The organism is Spirosoma flavum (assembly GCF_042686045.1).
Taxonomy (GTDB): domain Bacteria; phylum Bacteroidota; class Bacteroidia; order Cytophagales; family Spirosomataceae; genus Spirosoma; species Spirosoma flavum.
Genome location: NZ_JBHUOM010000002.1, coordinates 1,107,903 through 1,125,928, shown reverse-complemented (window position 1 = coordinate 1,125,928; position 18,026 = coordinate 1,107,903). Strand labels below are relative to the sequence as shown.

General features: G+C 43.9%; 13 protein-coding genes and 1 pseudogene. 9 read left to right on the top strand and 5 right to left on the bottom strand.

Going from position 1 to position 18,026, the window contains the following annotated elements; translation table 11 throughout:
* Positions 1-4: 4 nt before the first annotated feature.
* From ACFS25_RS10185 to ACFS25_RS10165, 5 genes and pseudogenes are all read left to right on the top strand, one after another.
* Entirely contained in the window at positions 5-829 is an 825-nt protein-coding gene (locus tag ACFS25_RS10185) for a glycosyltransferase family 2 protein (protein ID WP_381499543.1), read from the top strand.
* Positions 820-1,716: a hypothetical protein gene (locus ACFS25_RS10180; protein ID WP_381499540.1), complete on the top strand. Its 897-nt coding sequence runs from the start codon at positions 820-822 to the stop codon at positions 1,714-1,716. The genes ACFS25_RS10185 and ACFS25_RS10180 overlap by 10 nt, the downstream gene beginning before the upstream one ends.
* Positions 1,713-2,936 carry a glycosyltransferase family 4 protein gene (locus tag ACFS25_RS10175; RefSeq protein WP_381499537.1) on the top strand — a complete coding sequence of 408 codons (1,224 nt, stop codon included), beginning with the start codon at positions 1,713-1,715 and terminating at the stop codon, positions 2,934-2,936. Before ACFS25_RS10180 ends, ACFS25_RS10175 begins: the two co-directional genes overlap by 4 nt.
* On the top strand, positions 2,924-3,841 hold the full coding sequence (locus ACFS25_RS10170; protein ID WP_381499535.1) for a glycosyltransferase family protein: 918 nt from the start codon (positions 2,924-2,926) through the stop codon (positions 3,839-3,841). The genes ACFS25_RS10175 and ACFS25_RS10170 overlap by 13 nt, the downstream gene beginning before the upstream one ends.
* Before the next feature lie 336 nt (positions 3,842-4,177).
* Positions 4,178-4,336 (top strand): annotated as a pseudogene (locus tag ACFS25_RS10165) (acyltransferase); the annotation flags it as partial.
* Between the two features lie 138 nt (positions 4,337-4,474).
* Here the strand turns inward: ACFS25_RS10165 and ACFS25_RS10160 are convergent.
* The 4 genes from ACFS25_RS10160 to holA all read right to left on the bottom strand — a co-directional run bounded on the left by ACFS25_RS10160 (position 4,475) and on the right by holA (position 10,799).
* Complete coding sequence (locus ACFS25_RS10160; RefSeq protein ID WP_381499532.1) at positions 4,475-5,266, bottom strand: WecB/TagA/CpsF family glycosyltransferase; 792 nt, start codon at positions 5,264-5,266, stop codon at positions 4,475-4,477.
* 1,274 nt (positions 5,267-6,540) lie between these two features.
* Complete coding sequence (locus ACFS25_RS10155) at positions 6,541-7,101, bottom strand: hypothetical protein (protein ID WP_381499529.1); 561 nt, start codon at positions 7,099-7,101, stop codon at positions 6,541-6,543.
* Positions 7,102-7,138: 37 nt separating this feature from the next.
* Positions 7,139-9,502 carry a TonB-dependent receptor gene (locus ACFS25_RS10150; RefSeq protein WP_381499526.1) on the bottom strand — a complete coding sequence of 788 codons (2,364 nt, stop codon included), beginning with the start codon at positions 9,500-9,502 and terminating at the stop codon, positions 7,139-7,141.
* A gap of 262 nt (positions 9,503-9,764) precedes the next feature.
* Positions 9,765-10,799, bottom strand: a complete 1,035-nt coding sequence (gene holA, locus ACFS25_RS10145; RefSeq protein WP_381499525.1) for a DNA polymerase III subunit delta — start codon at positions 10,797-10,799, stop codon at positions 9,765-9,767.
* A gap of 320 nt (positions 10,800-11,119) precedes the next feature.
* Between holA and ACFS25_RS10140 the strand changes: the two genes are divergently transcribed.
* The 4 genes from ACFS25_RS10140 to ACFS25_RS10125 all read left to right on the top strand — a co-directional run bounded on the left by ACFS25_RS10140 (position 11,120) and on the right by ACFS25_RS10125 (position 15,482).
* The gene (locus ACFS25_RS10140) at positions 11,120-12,943 is read left to right on the top strand and encodes a CocE/NonD family hydrolase (protein ID WP_381499522.1); all 1,824 of its coding nucleotides are present in this window, start codon (positions 11,120-11,122) and stop codon (positions 12,941-12,943) included.
* A 133-nt stretch (positions 12,944-13,076) separates the two neighbouring features.
* Positions 13,077-14,087 carry an aldo/keto reductase gene (locus ACFS25_RS10135; RefSeq protein ID WP_381499520.1) on the top strand — a complete coding sequence of 337 codons (1,011 nt, stop codon included), beginning with the start codon at positions 13,077-13,079 and terminating at the stop codon, positions 14,085-14,087.
* A 78-nt stretch (positions 14,088-14,165) separates the two neighbouring features.
* Positions 14,166-15,086 carry a helix-turn-helix domain-containing protein gene (locus ACFS25_RS10130; RefSeq protein ID WP_381499517.1) on the top strand — a complete coding sequence of 307 codons (921 nt, stop codon included), beginning with the start codon at positions 14,166-14,168 and terminating at the stop codon, positions 15,084-15,086.
* Between the two features lie 36 nt (positions 15,087-15,122).
* On the top strand, positions 15,123-15,482 hold the full coding sequence (locus ACFS25_RS10125; protein WP_381499514.1) for a VOC family protein: 360 nt from the start codon (positions 15,123-15,125) through the stop codon (positions 15,480-15,482).
* Positions 15,483-15,492: 10 nt separating this feature from the next.
* On the opposite strand, the gene ACFS25_RS10120 is transcribed toward ACFS25_RS10125, so the two are convergent.
* A complete protein-coding gene (locus tag ACFS25_RS10120; RefSeq protein ID WP_381499512.1) occupies positions 15,493-18,024 on the bottom strand; it encodes a serine hydrolase in 2,532 nt (843 codons plus the stop codon).
* Positions 18,025-18,026: the final 2 nt, after the last annotated feature.

The window sequence follows — 18,026 nt, the reverse complement described above, 5'->3', positions numbered from 1 at the left end:
AATTATGAAAAGAATAGCAATACTTCTCACTTGCTATAATCGTAAAGATAAAACTATTGCCTGTTTAAGGTATTTATATAATTGTATCATACCAATTGATCATAATTTTGATGTTTTTTTGGTAGATGATGGCTGTACGGATGGAACAAGTACAGAAATCAGCGAAAAATATCCTCAAGTAAATATTATAGTAGGTACAGGTTCTTTATTTTGGAATAGAGGCATGTATTTGGCCTGGACTACAGCTAAAAATACAAAGAATTACGATTTTTATTTATGGCTTAATGATGATACTATATTGTCACATCAAGCTATTGGTGAAATGTTATCGTGTGAAAAAGAACAAAATAGCAAAGCAATCGTTTGTGGTGCATTTTGTTCATCTGTAGACAGTACGTTCACTTATGGAGGAAAGACCATAGATGGAAAAGCATTAATTCCAAACGGCAAGATTCAGTCGTGTTATACAATAAATGGGAATTGCGTTTTAATCAATAAAGAGATATGTGCTACCGTTGGCCTATTAGACCCTATATATCCACATGCTATTGGTGATTATGAGTACGGTTTAAGAGCTATGAAGCATGGATTTGACCTTATTACTACACGTACTTACATTGGTCACTGTGAAGGCAATAATCTACTTCCCAAGTGGTGTTACAGCAGTACGCCTTTTATAGAAAGGTGTAAATCGCTGTACTCACCTTTAGGATATAGCCACCCAAAGTATTTTTTTATTTTTGAAAATAATCATTATAGTCTTAAACAAGCTGTAAAACATTATATGACAATTCATTTACGTTTATTAATTCCTTCGTTATGGAAGTAAAAGAATTAACTATTTTCCAAGCTGATTCATTAATTGTTAATGATCACTATAGAGATAATCCAAACTATTTAATTGAATATGATGAATCCTCGACTAATGAATATTGCATTATTTATTTTAGTAGCAATGACTTGTATTACCCTAATAGTGACATAGCTTTTTCTGAAACTATTGTAAAAAAGAATCGATTTGAATGGTATGGCAATAGGATAAATTATGGACATAAGCATATATTCTTTAGAGATATAAAGAAACAATGGTACTTGACTGGCGTAAATAATACATTAAATAGTCCAATGGAAATGGCTGAGTTTATTCGATCTGAATCTATAGGGTATAAACTTATACTTGTAGGGAGTTCTGCTGGAGGCTTCATTTCAGTAATATTGGGGCAACTATTAGATGCAGAGCGTATTTACACATTTAACGGTCAGTTTGAAATTTTATCATTGTCAAATAAATCTGATTCTCAAATTGTTAATCCTATTTTATATCGAAATAAATCTAACAGTATACTTTTGCCTTATTATGATACATTTAATTTTATACTAAAGCCTAGCTCAATCTATTATTTTCAATCATGCAATAGTGATTGGGATAAAGTACAATACAGCCATATAAATGGCGCTGCCATTAATAAAATTAGCTTTAAAACATCTAATCATGGAATTCCTTTTTTAAAATCTAATATGTCTGTAGTGTTAAACCTATCTATAAAAGAATTAAGAAAAATGTCAGGTAGCACTTCACACCCACTATTCTTTTCAATAAAAATGGTAGGTTTATTCAGAACATTAGAAGGACTTTTACCAATTGTGCAGTTTGCTTTAAATAAAATTTACATCAACACTATTCAAAAGTGGAAAAAAAATATTGATACTATATGAAAAAACTTGCTCTTTCGGCCTTTGCATGTGACCCAACGAAGGGTTCGGAACCTGGAAATGGATGGAATTGGGCTATCGGTCTGGCTAAAAAGGGATATGAAGTACATTGCTTCACTCGTATTACTGGTAAAGAGGATATTGAAAAGACTCTTAAATCAGATAATCTGATCTTTCATTATGTCACTTTGCCGTTAGGAGGTGAAAACCTTTATTTCGCTTCTAAAGCTGGTATGTACTTGTACTATATTCTTTGGCAATGGTTTGCTTATAGAAAGGCAAGCCATCTTCACAAAAAAGTTGGCTTTACCTTAGCTCATCATGTAACATGGGGCAGTACACAAATGGGGTCTTATATGTATAAACTAGGGATTCCCTTTATTTTTGGCCCTGCCGGAGGGGGTCAAATAGCACCCAAAGCTTTCAAACACTATTTCATAAATGACTGGACTTCAGAAGAAAAGAGAGAAAAAATAACCAGATGGATGTTGAAGTATAATCCAGCTTGTAAAAATATGCTTATAAAAGCTCATGCTGTTTTAGTTTCTAATCCCGATACGGAGAGAATGGTCCAGTCATTGGGTGTAAAAAATGTCATAACTACTTTGGATGCCGCCTTAGCTGATAGCTTCTTTCCGGTTAATCCTATTATTAAACAGACTACGCCGGGAAGGTTAAAGCTATTATGGGTAGGACGTTTTATGCCCAGAAAGGGTATTTTATTGATACTGGATGTCTTGGATAAACTTAAAGAATATCCTGGAATTACATTAACGGTCGTGGGTGATGGAGAAATGAAAGACTCCTTTTTGAATAAAATAGTAGAATACGGTCTAGAAAAAACAGTGGATTGGAAGGGTAGAGTCGAATATGAAGCAGTTAAGGGTTTTTACGCATCCCATGACGTTTTCATTATTGCTTCTTTGCGGGATTCTTGCCCAGCCCAATTAATTGAGGCAATGGCTTATAATATGCCTGCTGTAACACTGAATCTTCATGGCCAAGCTATTATTGTTAATGATCTAACAGGAATTCGTTGCGAATGTCCCGACCCGGAAACGGCTATTGCTGGATTAAAGGAGGCTATTTTAACTCTTTATAATAATCCCGAACTAGTTGCACAGAAGAGCAAGTCAGCTTATGATTTCGCGGTACAACAAACTTGGGATAATAAGATTGACAATATCGTACAAAATCATTATCCAGCATCATGTCTGAATTAGCGCCAATCCTACTTTTTACGTATAAACGTTTGGATACGTTGAAACAAACGATTTATGCCTTACAACAAAACTATTTAGCTAGTGAAAGTGAGTTATTTATCTTTTCAGATGCCGCAAAAACAGATTACGATATAGATATCATTAAGAAAGTAAGAGCTTATTTGTCTACCATCAATGGATTTAAACGTGTTACTATTTACGAGGCAGTAAGCAATAAGGGCCTTGCTAATTCTATTATTGATGGGGTAACTCAAATAATTAAGCAGTATGAGAAAGTAATAGTTTTAGAGGATGACTTAAAGACTACGCCTAATTTTCTTTCTTATATGAACAGCTCTTTAGATACTTATGAATATGTTCAACATGTTTTTTCTGTATCAGGTTATTCGTTCAATTTGAAAAAAATGCCAGATAATGAAAGTGATGCTTATTTTTTGAACAGAGGATGGTCTTGGGGATGGTCCACATGGAAAGATCGTTGGAACAAGGTAGATTGGTTAGTAGAGGAATACCCGGATTTTTGTAAAAGCAAAACTGCTCGAAAAGATTTTGCAAAAGGCGGTTCTGATTTAAATAAAATGTTGAAAAAGCAGATGACAGGTAAACTTGATTCATGGGCCATTAGATGGTTTTATCACCAACTCAAAATTCATGGGCTAACGGTTTATCCAACACTATCTAAGGTTTATAATAATGGTTTTGACAAAGATGCTACACATAATACAGGCTCATCAAAGAGGTATCAGCCATTAATGGATAGTGAGTATAGAAAGCAATTTATATTTCCTGATGAAATTCATCCCAATACATTTTATCAAAATCAATTTAAGAAAAAAATGGGAATAAGAGCGAGGATTATTTCTAAAGTAGAAGGCATCTTTAAACAAATATTTAAGTTTATTTAGATGATAATCATGCTCTATTATATTAAAAGGTTAAGGATTTTATTTTTAATGAAGACTAGCTGGCGTAGATATAAAATTGGCTCTGGCTTTCATGCTGGAGCTAGAGTACGTTTATGGGCAAAAGAAACTCTCGTTATAGGTAAAGATTTTTATATTGGCCGAGATTCATTAATTGAAACTGATTGCATTATAGGCAACCAGGTTATTATAGGCAATAAAGTTGGAATAGTAGGGCGTTATGATCATCATTTTCAACAAATCGGAAAACCCATGCGTCTTGCTTCTGTTATTAGGGATCTAGACTATAACTGGAAAGGTAAAGGATTAGTTACTCGTATTGATAATGATGTATGGATTGGTTATGGTTCTACAATTTTGCAGGGAGTTACAATTCATGAAGGTGCTATTATTGCGGCAGGTTCTGTTGTAACGAAAGATGTGGAAGCCTACTCAATTTACGGAGGTAATCCAGCTCGAAAAATAAAGGATCGTTTTGAAAATAAATACGATTTAGCAGAACATATTGATTTGATAAATAAACTATATAATAAAGAGTGCGAAGTAATTTATTAAATTATTTGAATCAACCTACTCTAGACCATTTTTTTATGAATCCAGAATAGGTTGATCTGGTTACCTGCGTTGGGTGATCCACTGTACACCTACGTACCATATATACAGACTATTGGTCACGGCGTACCGTTTGAATAAACGCCGGGGTTCCTGAGCCAGTCTGAAAAGCCATTCCAAGCCGTTCTGCTGCATCCAGAGGGGAGCGCGCGTTTGAAACCCCGCCAACACCAGGAGGGCACCGCCTAGGCCGATCATAACGGCTGGAATCCGCCCCCGCATTTGAGCCATCCAAAGTTCCTGTTTAGGGCAACCTAATATAACCAATACCAACCCGGCTCCCGAATCAGAGATTTGCTTACTGATCGTGTTATCTTCGCCGGGGGTAGTCTTGCGAAACGGGGGCGATAATACACCGGCTATCTGTAGGGCAGGAAAGCGTTCCAGGCACGTTTGGCTCAGTCGTTCCAGGACCTGCGGAGTTGAGCCATAGAAAAATACGGAAATGCCTTCGTCAGCGGCCCGTTGCAGGAGTGATACTGCAAGGTCCATACCGGCAATACGGTCTTGTCGGAGGCCGTATAAACCCCGTAACGCCCATACCAGTGGTACACCGTCGGGCGTCACCCAATCGGCACTGTTAACGGCTTCGGCTATGGCTGGGTTTTGCTTAGCCTCAATGACCATGTGGACATTGGCGCAACAAACCGTACGGGATTCGCGCTGATGGGCTGCGTTAATAATCCAGTCCTGCAACTGGCTATACGATCCTGGTGATAGGTTGAGACTGATTAAATGTAGCCGTTCGCTTAAAGAACGGCTGACAGCGGGTATCGCTTTCTCGTCAAGAATCATGTATACGGTGAAGTAATTAGTAGGTTACGGATTCAATAAACCAGGCATTTCTCGCCACACTACTATGTGCATGCACCGAACGGATACTTGATTTTTTACGAATGCGAATAACTGCTCTTAACAAAGAGTTATTGACCAAAGCTTTTAGCGCTATTGGCTAACATGTCAGCAATGAGTGCAGGGTATTTTTGAAGGGCTACTTGTCGCTTTCTTACGCGTTTCAGAACCTTTTACAATCGGCTCGTTATAAAACAGAAAACTGAGATGAGTAAATCATATACCAGAAATAATAAATGAAATGATTTCTGGTAGTGTCTACCTCAAAGATAGTTCTTACTTCTCTGGTAGCAACCTATTATCTGTTGAATACGAAAAAAGTAATAGTATATACGATATAGGTTCAATTGCAGGGGCCATATAGTTAGCGTAGCCTAACCCGCTGCTTACTTTCTTGTACTTAGTTGATCAATTAATTGCCAGAATGCCATACAGGTAAATGGAGCAAATACTGGCGAAAACCCTAAAGAGATATGTAGTGGATTATACTGTCCCTTTCGCTAAAACCAAAGTTTATTTCTTAAATAGTGGTATATTTCGAAATCCTATTTCAAATATGTGGATAAATCAGAAATGTCGGCCCTTTTAGGGCCGACATTTTTTGTAGGTTTACTAACTATCGTCCTTTTTACAGGTTGAAGGAAACAACTATTTCCTTCCGATAGCCCGACGGATTACATAGTAAGTTTATTCAAACAGATCCCATACCCAGCGTATCGTTAGCCAGAAAAGGCATAAAGCAATCAGTAACGTTAATGTCCAAGGACCTGGCAATAATGATTTCTTTGTCATGATAATTACCACCAATAATCGAAAAGTCTACCAAAAATAAACAAATAGTTTATCTTTTTAAATAAACACATACAAATAAAATACGTGTTACGTTGAAAACGAATACCGGTTATCAATAAACGCATCAGGCTCTTTTATGTTTGCGACGAAGGTGAAACAGGATAGTACACAACAAATAGGATAAGACAAAAGGTCTTTTTTGCTTATCCTTATACGGGAAGTGAACGGGCCTATTCGATTTTGCTCGCTCCTGAAGACAAAAAACTGATTCAGACCGAATCAGTTTTTTGTCTTCAGGTAATTAACGTTAATCGGGTGGCTGGTGAATTATGTCCTGTATTTCTTTAGGGTTCGATTATGCCTGCCTCCTCACCGGCAGGGTAGCCTTAAATTCGGTCGCGCAATGACTGACTAAATCAGGCTGTTTATTTAATAACGACCGGAAACTTGGTGTCTAAATCCGACGAGCCGGGGGCAGCTGTCCCATTTTTCACATTTGGCTGGTGACGCAACACCACGTTCAGGGTTCCGGTGCTGGCTGCTTTGGTCACCACCTCAAACGTCAGTCCAACTGAATACGGCCCCGGCGATGGATTTGTATCTTTATCGGTATTGGTCACCGTCAGGTTCAGGCCCGTGCTGGGCGTGTAAACGAATAGATGTTCATTAAGCTTCTCTCTGATTTCTTCCGTTGCGTCGAGCGTGGGCGTCTTTGTCTTGTCGAGAAGCGAAACGACACCCGAGTAGGTTGCATTGGCGGTCAGCGTCAGCGTTGCCTTGCTAAAGTCGGCGGTAGTGTTCAGGTTTTCGACGGTGGCTGTCACAATATCACCCGGAAGTGCCTTATTGGTCAGGGTTAGCGTGGCCGTTGTGATGGCTTCGTTATCGTCGGTTGGCGCGACAGTCTGTTCGTCTTTGTTGCAGCTTCCCAGCAACAGTCCTACTGGAATCAGCAGCAGGAAGGATTTTTTCAGGACGTGAATCATAGATATATAAGTGGTTGTAAAGAAAATAGAAACTGACTTAACTACCTGTGCCAAAAGGCAGGCGGAGCTTTAAACTGAGGTTTCGACCAGGTTCATTGGCGAAATATCGGAAGCGGTTCAGGTAATCCCGGTACGCGATGTTAGCCAGATTGGTACCGCTCAAAATCACGCTCAACGGATGCCCGCTTACCTGCGCGACAAAACCCAGTTCGGCACCCAGCAGAAAATAAGCGGGCGGAGGGGGCGAAAAATCGCCTGTAAAAATGATCGCTCCATTTTCCTGTCGGGTTGTCACGGCGGGAGCGCGGTTTTGTCGGGACACATAAAGGGCATTCAGCGACGCATAGAGTTTCGACAATTTCCCCCACCGCAACCAATCGTAACGCAGGCTATTGTCGGAGCGATTTGGGGGAATGAATACGAGAAAATCATGGTCTGTCCGATTGTAAGCAAACAAGAGTGAGTTCTTGGTCGTAAGCGTTAGCTGATCCGTGAGTTTGTAGGTCAACGTCGCATCGATTCCCCGAAATATGGCCTGCACCTGCGTGTACGTGTATGACGGAAATGCGCCCCGCTGCCGGACAACCGGCACAGAATCGGGCTTCAGGTAGATGTAATTGTCGATCCGATTGCTATATATGCCAATCTCGCCACTCAGCCGTTTGCCCGCGTAGGCCAGCACAAGGTTACTGTTATACGCCTGCTCAGGTTGCAGATTTGGGTTGCCCCGTTCGTAAGCGACTGCGCTCTGGTGCAGCCCATCCGAATATAAATCAGCCACGTTGGGCGCGCGCCAGGCTGTACTAAGATTAGCGGTCAGAGTTAATTCGGGCCGAAGTTGGTAAGCTGCTCCCAACGAGCCATTGGCGTTTTGCCAGTTGTGAGTTTTGTAGTAAGTTTGCTTCGATACATCATCGAGGAAGTAAGCCCGAAGCCATCGGAAATCATACCGCAAGCCGCCTTCCAGTGTCAGGCGGCCAACGGCATAGCGTTCGATAGCGAACAAGCCCGCGCCATAATTTCGGAAATTAGGAATCAAAAACAGGTACTGCCGTACGTTGCCCTGCGTGATCCCGTTGAATCCTGCACTACCTGACCATACACCGGCGTGTGAGCCACCAGCATTTTTATTTTTAATGGGCGCATGTTCCCAAACTAAATCAGCCGTCTGGGTAACTAATTTGAGGGACAACTCCGGCGTAGTTACCCCACTAAATGAAACGTAGTCGTACTCCTGACGGGTATTTTGCTGTTGGGCAACTGTGGCCGTCAGCGTTCCTCCCCGTTCGAAGCGAAGATGAGCCCGCGCCTTAAACAAGTTATGCTTTACCGCCTGATAGGGCCGGTCGAGCGAATACGAGAAATTGGGTTGCACCAACGGTTCAGGCCGACTGATGGCTGTATACAGATCGGCTAAGCTTCCAACCTGTGCCCCCGTAAATAACCCGATTTTAGTATCGAACTGGCTGTAAAATAGTTCTACACCAAATTTCCGGTGATCGTAATGCAAATCACCCGAGAAATTGGTCTCGTGATAGCTGGTATTTTCCAGAAAATAATTGGGCGTTTTAACATACCCCGACCGTTTCAGCGTTCCCTGCAACCGCCAGCTAAGCCCCGTTAATCTCTTACTAAAAGCGCCTTCCACCATACCGGATACCACGCCCATACCCCCGTTTGTCGCCCCAACTATATTTGCCTCCCCCCCCAGGCCCGGTTGAGTTGGCATGGCTTTCGGCTCTACCAGAATAACGCCCCCAATGGCATCGGAGCCGTACCGAATACTAGCAGCCCCTTTGATAACGGTCAGCCGGGAAGCCAGAAACTGATCGACTTGTGGGGCGTGTTCGGTACCCCATTGCTGATCTTCCTGACGAATGCCGTTATTGAGAATGATAATGCGGTTGCTGTATAATCCGTGAATAACCGGCTTGGAAATGCTAGGCCCCGTTTGAATGGAATACAGACCCGCCAGTGTTTTTAAACTTTCGCCCAACGATTGACCTCTTGTCTGATCGAGCGCGGCCCCCGACAGACTTACCTGCGTCTGAAGCAGTTGCTGGGCTTCGGAACGGTGTTCTGTCACGACTACTTCCTGCAACGTTTGATTGTCTGGAACCAACTGTACCGGGGCTACTGTAACAAGAAGATCAGTAGTAACGATGACTGATAGTGTACTGGTTTTATAGCCAATAAATTGATAATCAAGGCTATATTTCCCCGGACATAAATGAGTAAGACGGAAAGCACCAGTAGAATCGGTGACTGCGCCCGTCTTTAATTCCCGAACGTAAACCGTTGCGCCAATCAGTGGCTCATGGGTATCCTGACCCATAATCCGGCCCTGTAGCACCGTTGAACAGGAATCTGATTGTGCCCAACTCCACGAGGCCGTAGTCATCAACAGACCTATCAACAAACTTATTTTCTTTGCATCCCCCATCAGTCACCCTACGATCGTTACGTACCTGAACCCAAATTTCGCTTAATGCAACAACGTTGCAATATTAGATAAAAGGAATGATAGTACCTAAGGCAAGTCTTTTTTGTCGGATAGAAAAATTTGGAAGTAACAAAAATTTAGTCTATTCGCTGTATTCCCGACATACAAAAAGCCACACCGATAGTCGGTGTGGCTTTTTGTATTGGTCAAGACGTTTCAGTTAATGTAACACCTCAAACACCAGTTCACGCAGAATGTCACCTTCGTTCATTGTTGGGGCATCAATGCCTTTGCTACGAGCGTCGGCCCGACGGATGGAATTAATAATGGCGGCTACTTTGGACAGTGGAAATGTGCGGGCAGCGGTGAGGTAATCTTTCACAAAGTACGGATTGACACCCAACAGCGGAGCCAGTCCTTTGTCAGTCTGGTCTTTGGATGCCTGAACGAGTATCACTTTGCTAAAATAGCCAAACAACTGCGCCAGAATGACCACCAACGGATTGTCTTTCGGATTACGACCGAAGTAATCGATTATTTGATTCGCCTTTATAACATCGCGCTGAACGAGGGCTTTCTGGAGTTCAAAGACGTTGTATTCCTTGCTGATACCAACAAATCGTTCGACTGTTGCCGCCGAAATTTCTTCGCCGACATGCAGGTTAATCAGCATTTTGTCGATCTCGCTCGCCAGCCGTTTGAGGTCGTTACCAATGTGGTCGGCTAGGAGTTGGCACGCTTTGGGACTAATCTTCACCCCCTGTTCGCGGCAGTACTCCCCTACCCAATCCGGAATTTTAGCATCGTATAGTTTCTTTATGCTCAGCAATTTACCTTTAGCGGCAAAGGCTTTTACCCACGACTTACGCTCATCGAGACCCGATTTCCCTTCTTCTTTTACGTAGCACAACATGAGAATTGTACTGGCTAATGGGTTCAGCGCGTAATCTTCAAACAGGGTTTGGGTCGATTTGTCATTGATGCCGCTCATTTGCTGGGCTTCTTTAACAAGTACCAACTGCCGTTCGGCCATAAACGGATACCGGCGGGCATAATTCAGTACAGCACCCGCATCGGTATCCTTACCAAAAAGTACAAATTGGTTAAAACCCCTTTCAGCGATTGGTACGGCCACTTTTTCCAATTCCTCCGCAATACGGTCGAGGTAAAACGGCTCATCACCATGAATGAGGTAAACGGGGGCAATCCGTTTGTTACGGATGTCTTTCAGTAGAGCGTCGACAGCAGGAATCAAAATAGGGTTGGATTTGTGCGGTTCAATATTTCAGACGTTGTTCTCTTAGTGGTGTTCAGTGGTGTCGGCCGGCCGCAGCCGTTCTTAAACCCGACACCACTAACACTACTAACAAGAACTCAACGCCACTAACAAGGTTGGATTTGTCATTTCCCTCCGGAATTCAAGGTGCTGTTTTCTTGAGAACCTAACACCACCATGCCAGTCGGGAGGACAAAAGTAAAAATTTAGCGCCTTACCAAAAAGCCATGCTACGGTTCATACGAATGATGTGGCTATGTTTTCTATCTTTATCCCCTCACTTACAGACACTTTCCTCTATGAAAATCATTTTTCTCTGGTTAAATAGTCTATTTCTACTTTTATCATTTCAAACCATTGGCCAAACGCCCAGTCCGTACGAGCGCCGGGACGTATTAATTACGATGCGCGACGGCGTCCGGCTTAACACGGTGATTTATACCCTCAAAACTAGCAAGGAGCCGCTACCTTTTTTGCTGACGCGCACACCCTATGGCGTCAGTGAGACCGAAAGCCCGGACCATATTCCGTATGTGAAAGACATGGCCGACGACGGGTATATTTTTGTTTATCAGGACATTCGGGGACGCTATAAATCGGAGGGCACCTTTGAGATGCAGCGATTTACCCGCAATAAAAAAGACCCAAAGGCTATTGATGAAAGCACCGATACGTATGACACCATCGACTGGCTGCTGGCAAATATTCCCAACAATAATAAGAAGGTGGGCATGTACGGCATTTCGTACGCTGGCTGGACCAGTGTGATGGGCGCCATTGATCCACACCCGGCTTTAATGACCGTTTCCGAGCAGGCGTCACCTTCGGATATGTTTTTGGGCGACGACTTTCACCACAACGGGGCGTTTCGGTTGAGTTACGGGTTTGAGTACGCCTTCATGGAAGAAGCCACCAAGCAGGATTCCCTCTTTCCTTTTCCGAATTACGACACCTATGACTGGTATCTGAAACTAGGGTCTCTTTCGAACGTTAACAAGCTGTATTTCAAGGACAAACTTCCTTCCTGGAACGACTTTGTGAAACACCCTAATTATGACTCGTTCTGGCAGAAACAATCGCTGATTACCCGCATTGATCGCCCGAAAATTCCCATTATGAACGTAGCAGGCTGGTGGGATCAGGAAGATTTTTACGGACCACTAAAAGCGTATCAACTCTGGGAAAAGCAGGACCAGTCGCATAAAAATTTCCTGGTGGCTGGTCCCTGGAACCACGGGGGCTGGGGTAGGTCTGATGGTCGCACGCTAGGCAATATTCAGTTCGATACGGCCACGGCGGTTACGTTCCGAAAAGAGATTCAGGCCCCCTGGTTTGCCTACTATCTGAAGGGCAAAGGGTCAGGAAATTTTGCCGAAGCCGTTACTTTTCAAACGGGTTCCAACACCTGGAAACGCTACGAAACCTGGCCTCCGAAAGAAGCAGCCAAGCGTAACCTTTATTTTCAGGCCAACGGAAAACTGTCGTTTAACGCGCCCAAAGCTGCATTCGGCTCCGATGCGTACATTTCTGATCCGGCCCAGCCGATTCCGTACCGAACCCGCCCCATTGAAGCGACTTATGGACCGGGTTCCCGCTGGCGAACCTGGCTCACCGAAGATCAACGGTTTGTGCATGACCGGCCGGATGTGCTTTCCTGGGAAACGGAGGTCTTACAGGAAGACATAACGGTAACGGGCGAGGTTTGGGCCAAACTTTTTGCCGCCACAACCGGTAGTGATGCCGACTGGGTAGTCAAACTGATTGATGAATATCCGGCTCATTACCCGAAGCAACCAGCCATGGGCGGCTACCAACTGATGATTGCGAACGATGTATTTCGGGGCCGGTTTCGCAACAGTTTCGAAAAACCCGAAGCAATTCAGCCAAATAAAACAGAAACGTACACCATTGATTTACATACGATTAATCACGTTTTCAAGAAAGGCCACAAACTGATGGTGCAGTTACAAAGCACCTGGTTCCCCATCATTGACCGGAATCCCCAGAAATTTGTCCCGAATATTTTTGACGCGAAAGAAACCGATTATCAAAAGGCTACCCATACGATCTTCCGATCAGTTACGTCGCCATCGCATCTGGAATTGAGCGTTGTAGAGAAGTGATTACGCTGGAAACGTTCGCGGATAACCAGCCTCATTTTGGATACAACAATAAGAGATTCAGCTACTTTTTTCCTTGCGATTGGACTGACCTTTGCCTTGTCAAAACAAAACTCACAAATAAAGAAAACAAGGAATGAGCAGCATTAAAAAAATTGAACTGGGAAGTCAGGGACTTATTGTTCCGGCAATAGGACTTGGCTGCATGGGCATGACCAAGATTGCCGGGATGGATATTTATGGGAAAGCCGATGAAGCGGAATCCATTGCGACCATTCATCGTTCGTTGGAATTGGGCGGTAATTTTTTAGATACAGCCGATTTGTACGGTCCCTTAGAAAACGAAAGGCTGATTGCGAAAGCAATAAAAGGAAATCGAGACAGCTATATTATTGCTACCAAATTTGGGTATGAAATCGATGATAACGAACAATTGACCTGGCAGATAAACGGCAAACGGGATTATGTAAAAAAAGCGGTGGAACGGTCGTTAAAAAACCTGGGTACCGATTTTATTGACCTTTATTATTTGCACCGATTAGACCCAAATACACCAATTGAAGAAACAGTTGGGGCGATGGGAGAATTGGTTAAAGAAGGAAAAGTTGGCTATATAGGGCTGTCAGAAGTTTCATCGGCAACCATTAAAAAAGCGCATCAGACTTATCCATTGACAGCGGTACAAACAGAGTATTCGTTTTTTGAACGGAGTGTGGAAGAAGAGGGTATTTTAGACACCATTCACGAACTCGGAATCGGCTTTGTCGCGTATTCTCCGGTGGGAAGAGGGTTTCTTTCCGGTGCTATTCAAAGCCCGGATGATTTTCCTGAAAATGATTTCAGAAGAAGCATACCCCGTTTTCAGGGTGAACAATTTTACAAGAACATTGAGTTAGTCAATGCCATCAAAAAGCTGGCTGATACCAAAAACATCAGCCCATCACAACTAGCTATTGCGTGGATTATTTCTAAAGGATTTGTGCCTATTCCCGGCACCAAACGCGTTAATTATGTGACCGAGAATATTGCCTCAACAGACATAACCTTAACGACGGACGAGCTGGCTCAATTAGAAGCAATTATTCCGGTAGGCATCTCTACCGGCGACCGCTACGACGCAGCCGGAATGGCTATGGTTAGCTTATAAAACGTAAACAAAGCAAACAGAAAAGTTATCGGTACTATCGATACGGGTAGCTTTCCTGTTTGCTTTATATCTACACAAATGAAAAAAGCAATAAGTGAGCCTTACGTAATCAATTCAATTTCCGAATTGCATCGTTTACTGTCATTGCCCAAACCAGAGCATCCGCTGGTAAGCGTTATTAATCTCAGTGAAATAGAATGTTATTTAGATGAAAGTCTACAAAGTGTGATCTACAATTTTTATTCGATCTGCATTAAAAAAGATTTTAAAGGCAAAATGAAATATGGGCAGAACTATTATGATTTCGACGAAGGCATCATGACCTTTTTCTCACCCGGACAGGTGATTTCCACCATAACGGATGATGATAGGTCGCTTTCCGGCTGGTGGCTGGTCGTGCATCCAGATTTTATGCGAAATTATTCATTAGCCAAAAATATCAAAGACTATGGCTATTTTTCGTACGCAGTAAATGAAGCATTGCATCTGTCTGAGAAAGAAGAAGCCATGATAACGTCCATTATGCAAAATGTTGGACAGGAATACCACTCACCCATTGACAGCTATAGCCAGGATGTAATGATTTCACATATCGAATTATTACTCAACTATTGCAACCGGTTTTATAATCGGCAATTCATAACCCGTAAAAACTCGACGAATGACCTTTTGATACAGTTGGAAGAACTGCTTTCAGATTATTTTATTAGTGGGAAAGTGCAGGAATTAGGCTTACCCACCGTTCATTATATTGCCGAGAAATTAAATGTTTCTCCAAATTATCTGAGTGATATGTTACGAACCCTTACCGGGCAAAGTACCCAGCAGCATATACACAATAAACTGATAGAGAAGGCCAAAGAACTGATTACCACAACCTCATTATCCGTGAGCGAAATAGCGTATCAACTTGGCTTCGAATACCCGCAATCGTTTAGTAAATTATTCAAAAACAAAACGAATAGTTCACCGCTTGAATTCAGGCAGTCGTTTAACTAATTTCAATACGATAAAAATTTATGTATGTGTTAGCGAATGAAAATCGGTTCGATTGTTATCCGTTGTTTTGACTTTGAGAAAATGCTGGCCTTCTGGCAGGAAACACTTCATTATGTTCCCAGAAAACCAGCGAGTGGCGGTTGGGTTGTTCTTCATGATCCACAGGGTAAAGGACCCAATGTATCATTAGATCAAGTTCCGGATAAACGTTCAGGGAAAAGAAGTAGGATACACCTTGATTTATACACGAATAACCAGCAAGAAGAAGTGGATAGATTAGTCAGGATTGGGGCAAACCGATACCCGTGGCGGTATGGTCCCGATGATGATTTTATTGTGTTGGAAGATCCTGATGGTAACCTTTTCTGTGTGGTTCAGGTGGCAGACGAAACGTAACTAAACTACATCAGCGACGGATTAATACGCCGGGATGTGCCCCCGTTGATTTCTGCCCTTGATACACCAATTGACCCGCTACCCATACGGCTTCGATGCCCGTTGAGAGTGCGCGATTGTCGCCAATGCGGGCGTTATCCTGCACCGTATCAGGATTAAACAACACCAGATCGGCGTAGTAACCCGGCGCAATTAATCCCCGGCCTTTAAGCCCAAGATGTTCGGCTGACAGCCCCGTCATTTTATAGATGGCCGTTTCGAGCGGCATAATTTTCTGGTCGCGCACGTACCGACCCAGCACCCGCGTAAACGCGCCATATCCCCGTGGGTGCCCATCGTTCGCGCCATCAGAACAGATATTCGTGTGGGGCCAGGTCAAAAAATTGGCTACGTCAGGCTCATCCATAGATTTTCCCATAATTCCTTCTACACCACTGGCATCAGGGTTCTTTTTGGAAAACGCCGACGCTTCGGCCACTAAACCCATCAGCGTTTGAGCAGGTTTCTCCTGCCGTAGTTTGGCTATGTCACCAACGGTTTTTCCGGCATACGTCGGGTTGGCGGCAAAACGCACTAGCACCGATTGCGCCGGATCGAACAGTTGATTCACGGCGAACTCGGCACTGGCTGGGTTGGTGTAATCACGCTTCGGAAACAGCACCCGCAAGGTAGACATCCAGTAATCATACGGGTAACAGTCAGCGGTGATGTTTACACCCTCAGCGCGGGCTTTTTCCAGTTGCGCCAGCAATCGTGCCGACTGCCCCCACTTGTCGCGAAGGGCAATTTTCAGGTGTGAAATTTGGACAGGCATTTTCGTCACGCGTCCAATCTGGATTATCTCATCCACCGCATCGTCCAGCATCATGTCTTCGCTGCGGATATGGCTGATATATCGCCCACCCGAATCGGCGGCTACCTGAGCCAGTTGGATAACCTCGTCCCGGTTAGAAAAAAACGCGGCTTCGTATTCAAGACCCGTCGATAAGCCCAGTGACCCATTTTGCAATTCAGTACGCAGAAGGGTTTTCATCCGAGCGACTTCATCGGGTTTGGCCGTCCGATAAAGCCCATTGATACCCATCGCCTGTTGGCGTAACATAGCATGTCCCGTGTAACTCGCCATATTCACCGAAACGGGTTGCTGTTTCAACCGGACTTGTAACGTATCGAAAGGTACCCCGCCCCCATCCTGTCCAACGACAATGGTTGTAATACCCTGATTGACCACAGGAATTGCATCGGGTTTCAAAGCCCAGTCGTGGTGGCTGTGACTGTCGATAAAACCCGGTGCCAGCGCAAGTCCTCGCCCATCGGTGACCGGTTCATTCGGGAAGGCAGTCAGGTCGCCCGTTTCCCAGACTCTATCGTTTCGGAGCCGAACGGCTGCCTTGCGGGAAGCTGCACCCGTTCCATCAATGAGCCGAATGTTGGTAATTAACTGCGTTTTGGGTAGCTGTGGACGTTTACCGGACAGAATTTCATCGGCCATCCGACCAGCGGCATTTGTCCCGTTGGTAAGTACGATCAACGTTTGTTTTTTGTCGATATACCGAACAATCAGCGTCCGAAAACCGGCCCAACTACCCGTATGTTTCAACACTTTTCCGCCCTCGTCGATAAACCAGCCAAAGCCATACGGATACGTCTTGCCCGGTTCGTCGCTACGGGAACTGAGTTTTACCGGCGTAAAAGCCTCGCGTAACGTACTAGCCTTAACCAACTTTTCCGTATATAAAGCCTGATCCCAAACCAGCAGATCTTCGGCAGACGAGTAAACATTACCATCGCCAATAACGCCATCCAGCCGAATCAGGTCGTTAAGCACGTTTTTACCGTCCTCCCGATTGAAGCCGTACACCCGATTGCGGGGCGTTGTACTGCTCTTATAATAATAGATGTAGGTGTTCTTCAGCTTGAGCGGACGGGCAATATTTTGTTCGAAAAACGTTTCGACGGGTAGGCCACTCAGCTTAGCAATAATAGACCCCAACAGTACGTAACCCGTGTTGCAATAGTCCCAACGGCTGCCCGGTCGAAACACCAGGGGCGGTTTGTCTTGATGAAGCAAGTGAAGCATCCCGGCGTTGGTGAGCGTATCGAGCGGCCCCGTGTATTGTTGCGCCAGATCGAAATATTCGGGTAGGCCCGATGTATGCGTCAGCAAATGGCGAACGGTGATGGTATCATACGGAAAAACAGGCAGATACGTCCCCACTAATTCATCGTACCGCAGCTTTCCCCGTTCCTGCAACTGCATGATCATCATAGCGATGAACTGCTTTGAGACAGAGGCCAAATTGAACGCCGACTTGGTTGTCAGGGGTTCGTTGGTGGCTATGTTAGCCGTTCCAAGTGCCTTTGTGTAGCGAACTTTACCCTGTTCGGCTACCAGCACGACACCATTGAACATAGCACGCTCATGAAGCAGCGTCAGAGCGGAGTCGAGCGTTTTCAGGCGACCTGTCAATGGCTGGCCAATCGTCTGTGTTGGAACAGCGAGTTGCCCAATTAATGCACAAACCAGAAGGTAGCGAAACATAG

Bases quoted from the DNA above. Each gene is read 5' to 3' on its own strand.
- ACFS25_RS10135 (WP_381499520.1), top strand. From the start codon at position 13,077: ATGAGCAGCATTAAAAAAATTGAACTGGGAAGTCAGGGACTTATTGTT.
- ACFS25_RS10185 (WP_381499543.1), top strand. From the start codon at position 5: ATGAAAAGAATAGCAATACTTCTCACTTGCTATAATCGTAAAGATAAA.
- ACFS25_RS10155 (WP_381499529.1), bottom strand. From the start codon at position 7,101: ATGATTCACGTCCTGAAAAAATCCTTCCTGCTGCTGATTCCAGTAGGA.
- ACFS25_RS10120 (WP_381499512.1), bottom strand. From the start codon at position 18,024: ATGTTTCGCTACCTTCTGGTTTGTGCATTAATTGGGCAACTCGCTGTT.
- ACFS25_RS10175 (WP_381499537.1), top strand. From the start codon at position 1,713: ATGAAAAAACTTGCTCTTTCGGCCTTTGCATGTGACCCAACGAAGGGT.
- ACFS25_RS10170 (WP_381499535.1), top strand. From the start codon at position 2,924: ATGTCTGAATTAGCGCCAATCCTACTTTTTACGTATAAACGTTTGGAT.
- ACFS25_RS10160 (WP_381499532.1), bottom strand. From the start codon at position 5,266: ATGATTCTTGACGAGAAAGCGATACCCGCTGTCAGCCGTTCTTTAAGC.
- ACFS25_RS10130 (WP_381499517.1), top strand. From the start codon at position 14,166: ATGAAAAAAGCAATAAGTGAGCCTTACGTAATCAATTCAATTTCCGAA.
- ACFS25_RS10140 (WP_381499522.1), top strand. From the start codon at position 11,120: ATGAAAATCATTTTTCTCTGGTTAAATAGTCTATTTCTACTTTTATCA.
- ACFS25_RS10150 (WP_381499526.1), bottom strand. From the start codon at position 9,502: ATGACTACGGCCTCGTGGAGTTGGGCACAATCAGATTCCTGTTCAACG.
- ACFS25_RS10125 (WP_381499514.1), top strand. From the start codon at position 15,123: ATGAAAATCGGTTCGATTGTTATCCGTTGTTTTGACTTTGAGAAAATG.
- ACFS25_RS10180 (WP_381499540.1), top strand. From the start codon at position 820: ATGGAAGTAAAAGAATTAACTATTTTCCAAGCTGATTCATTAATTGTT.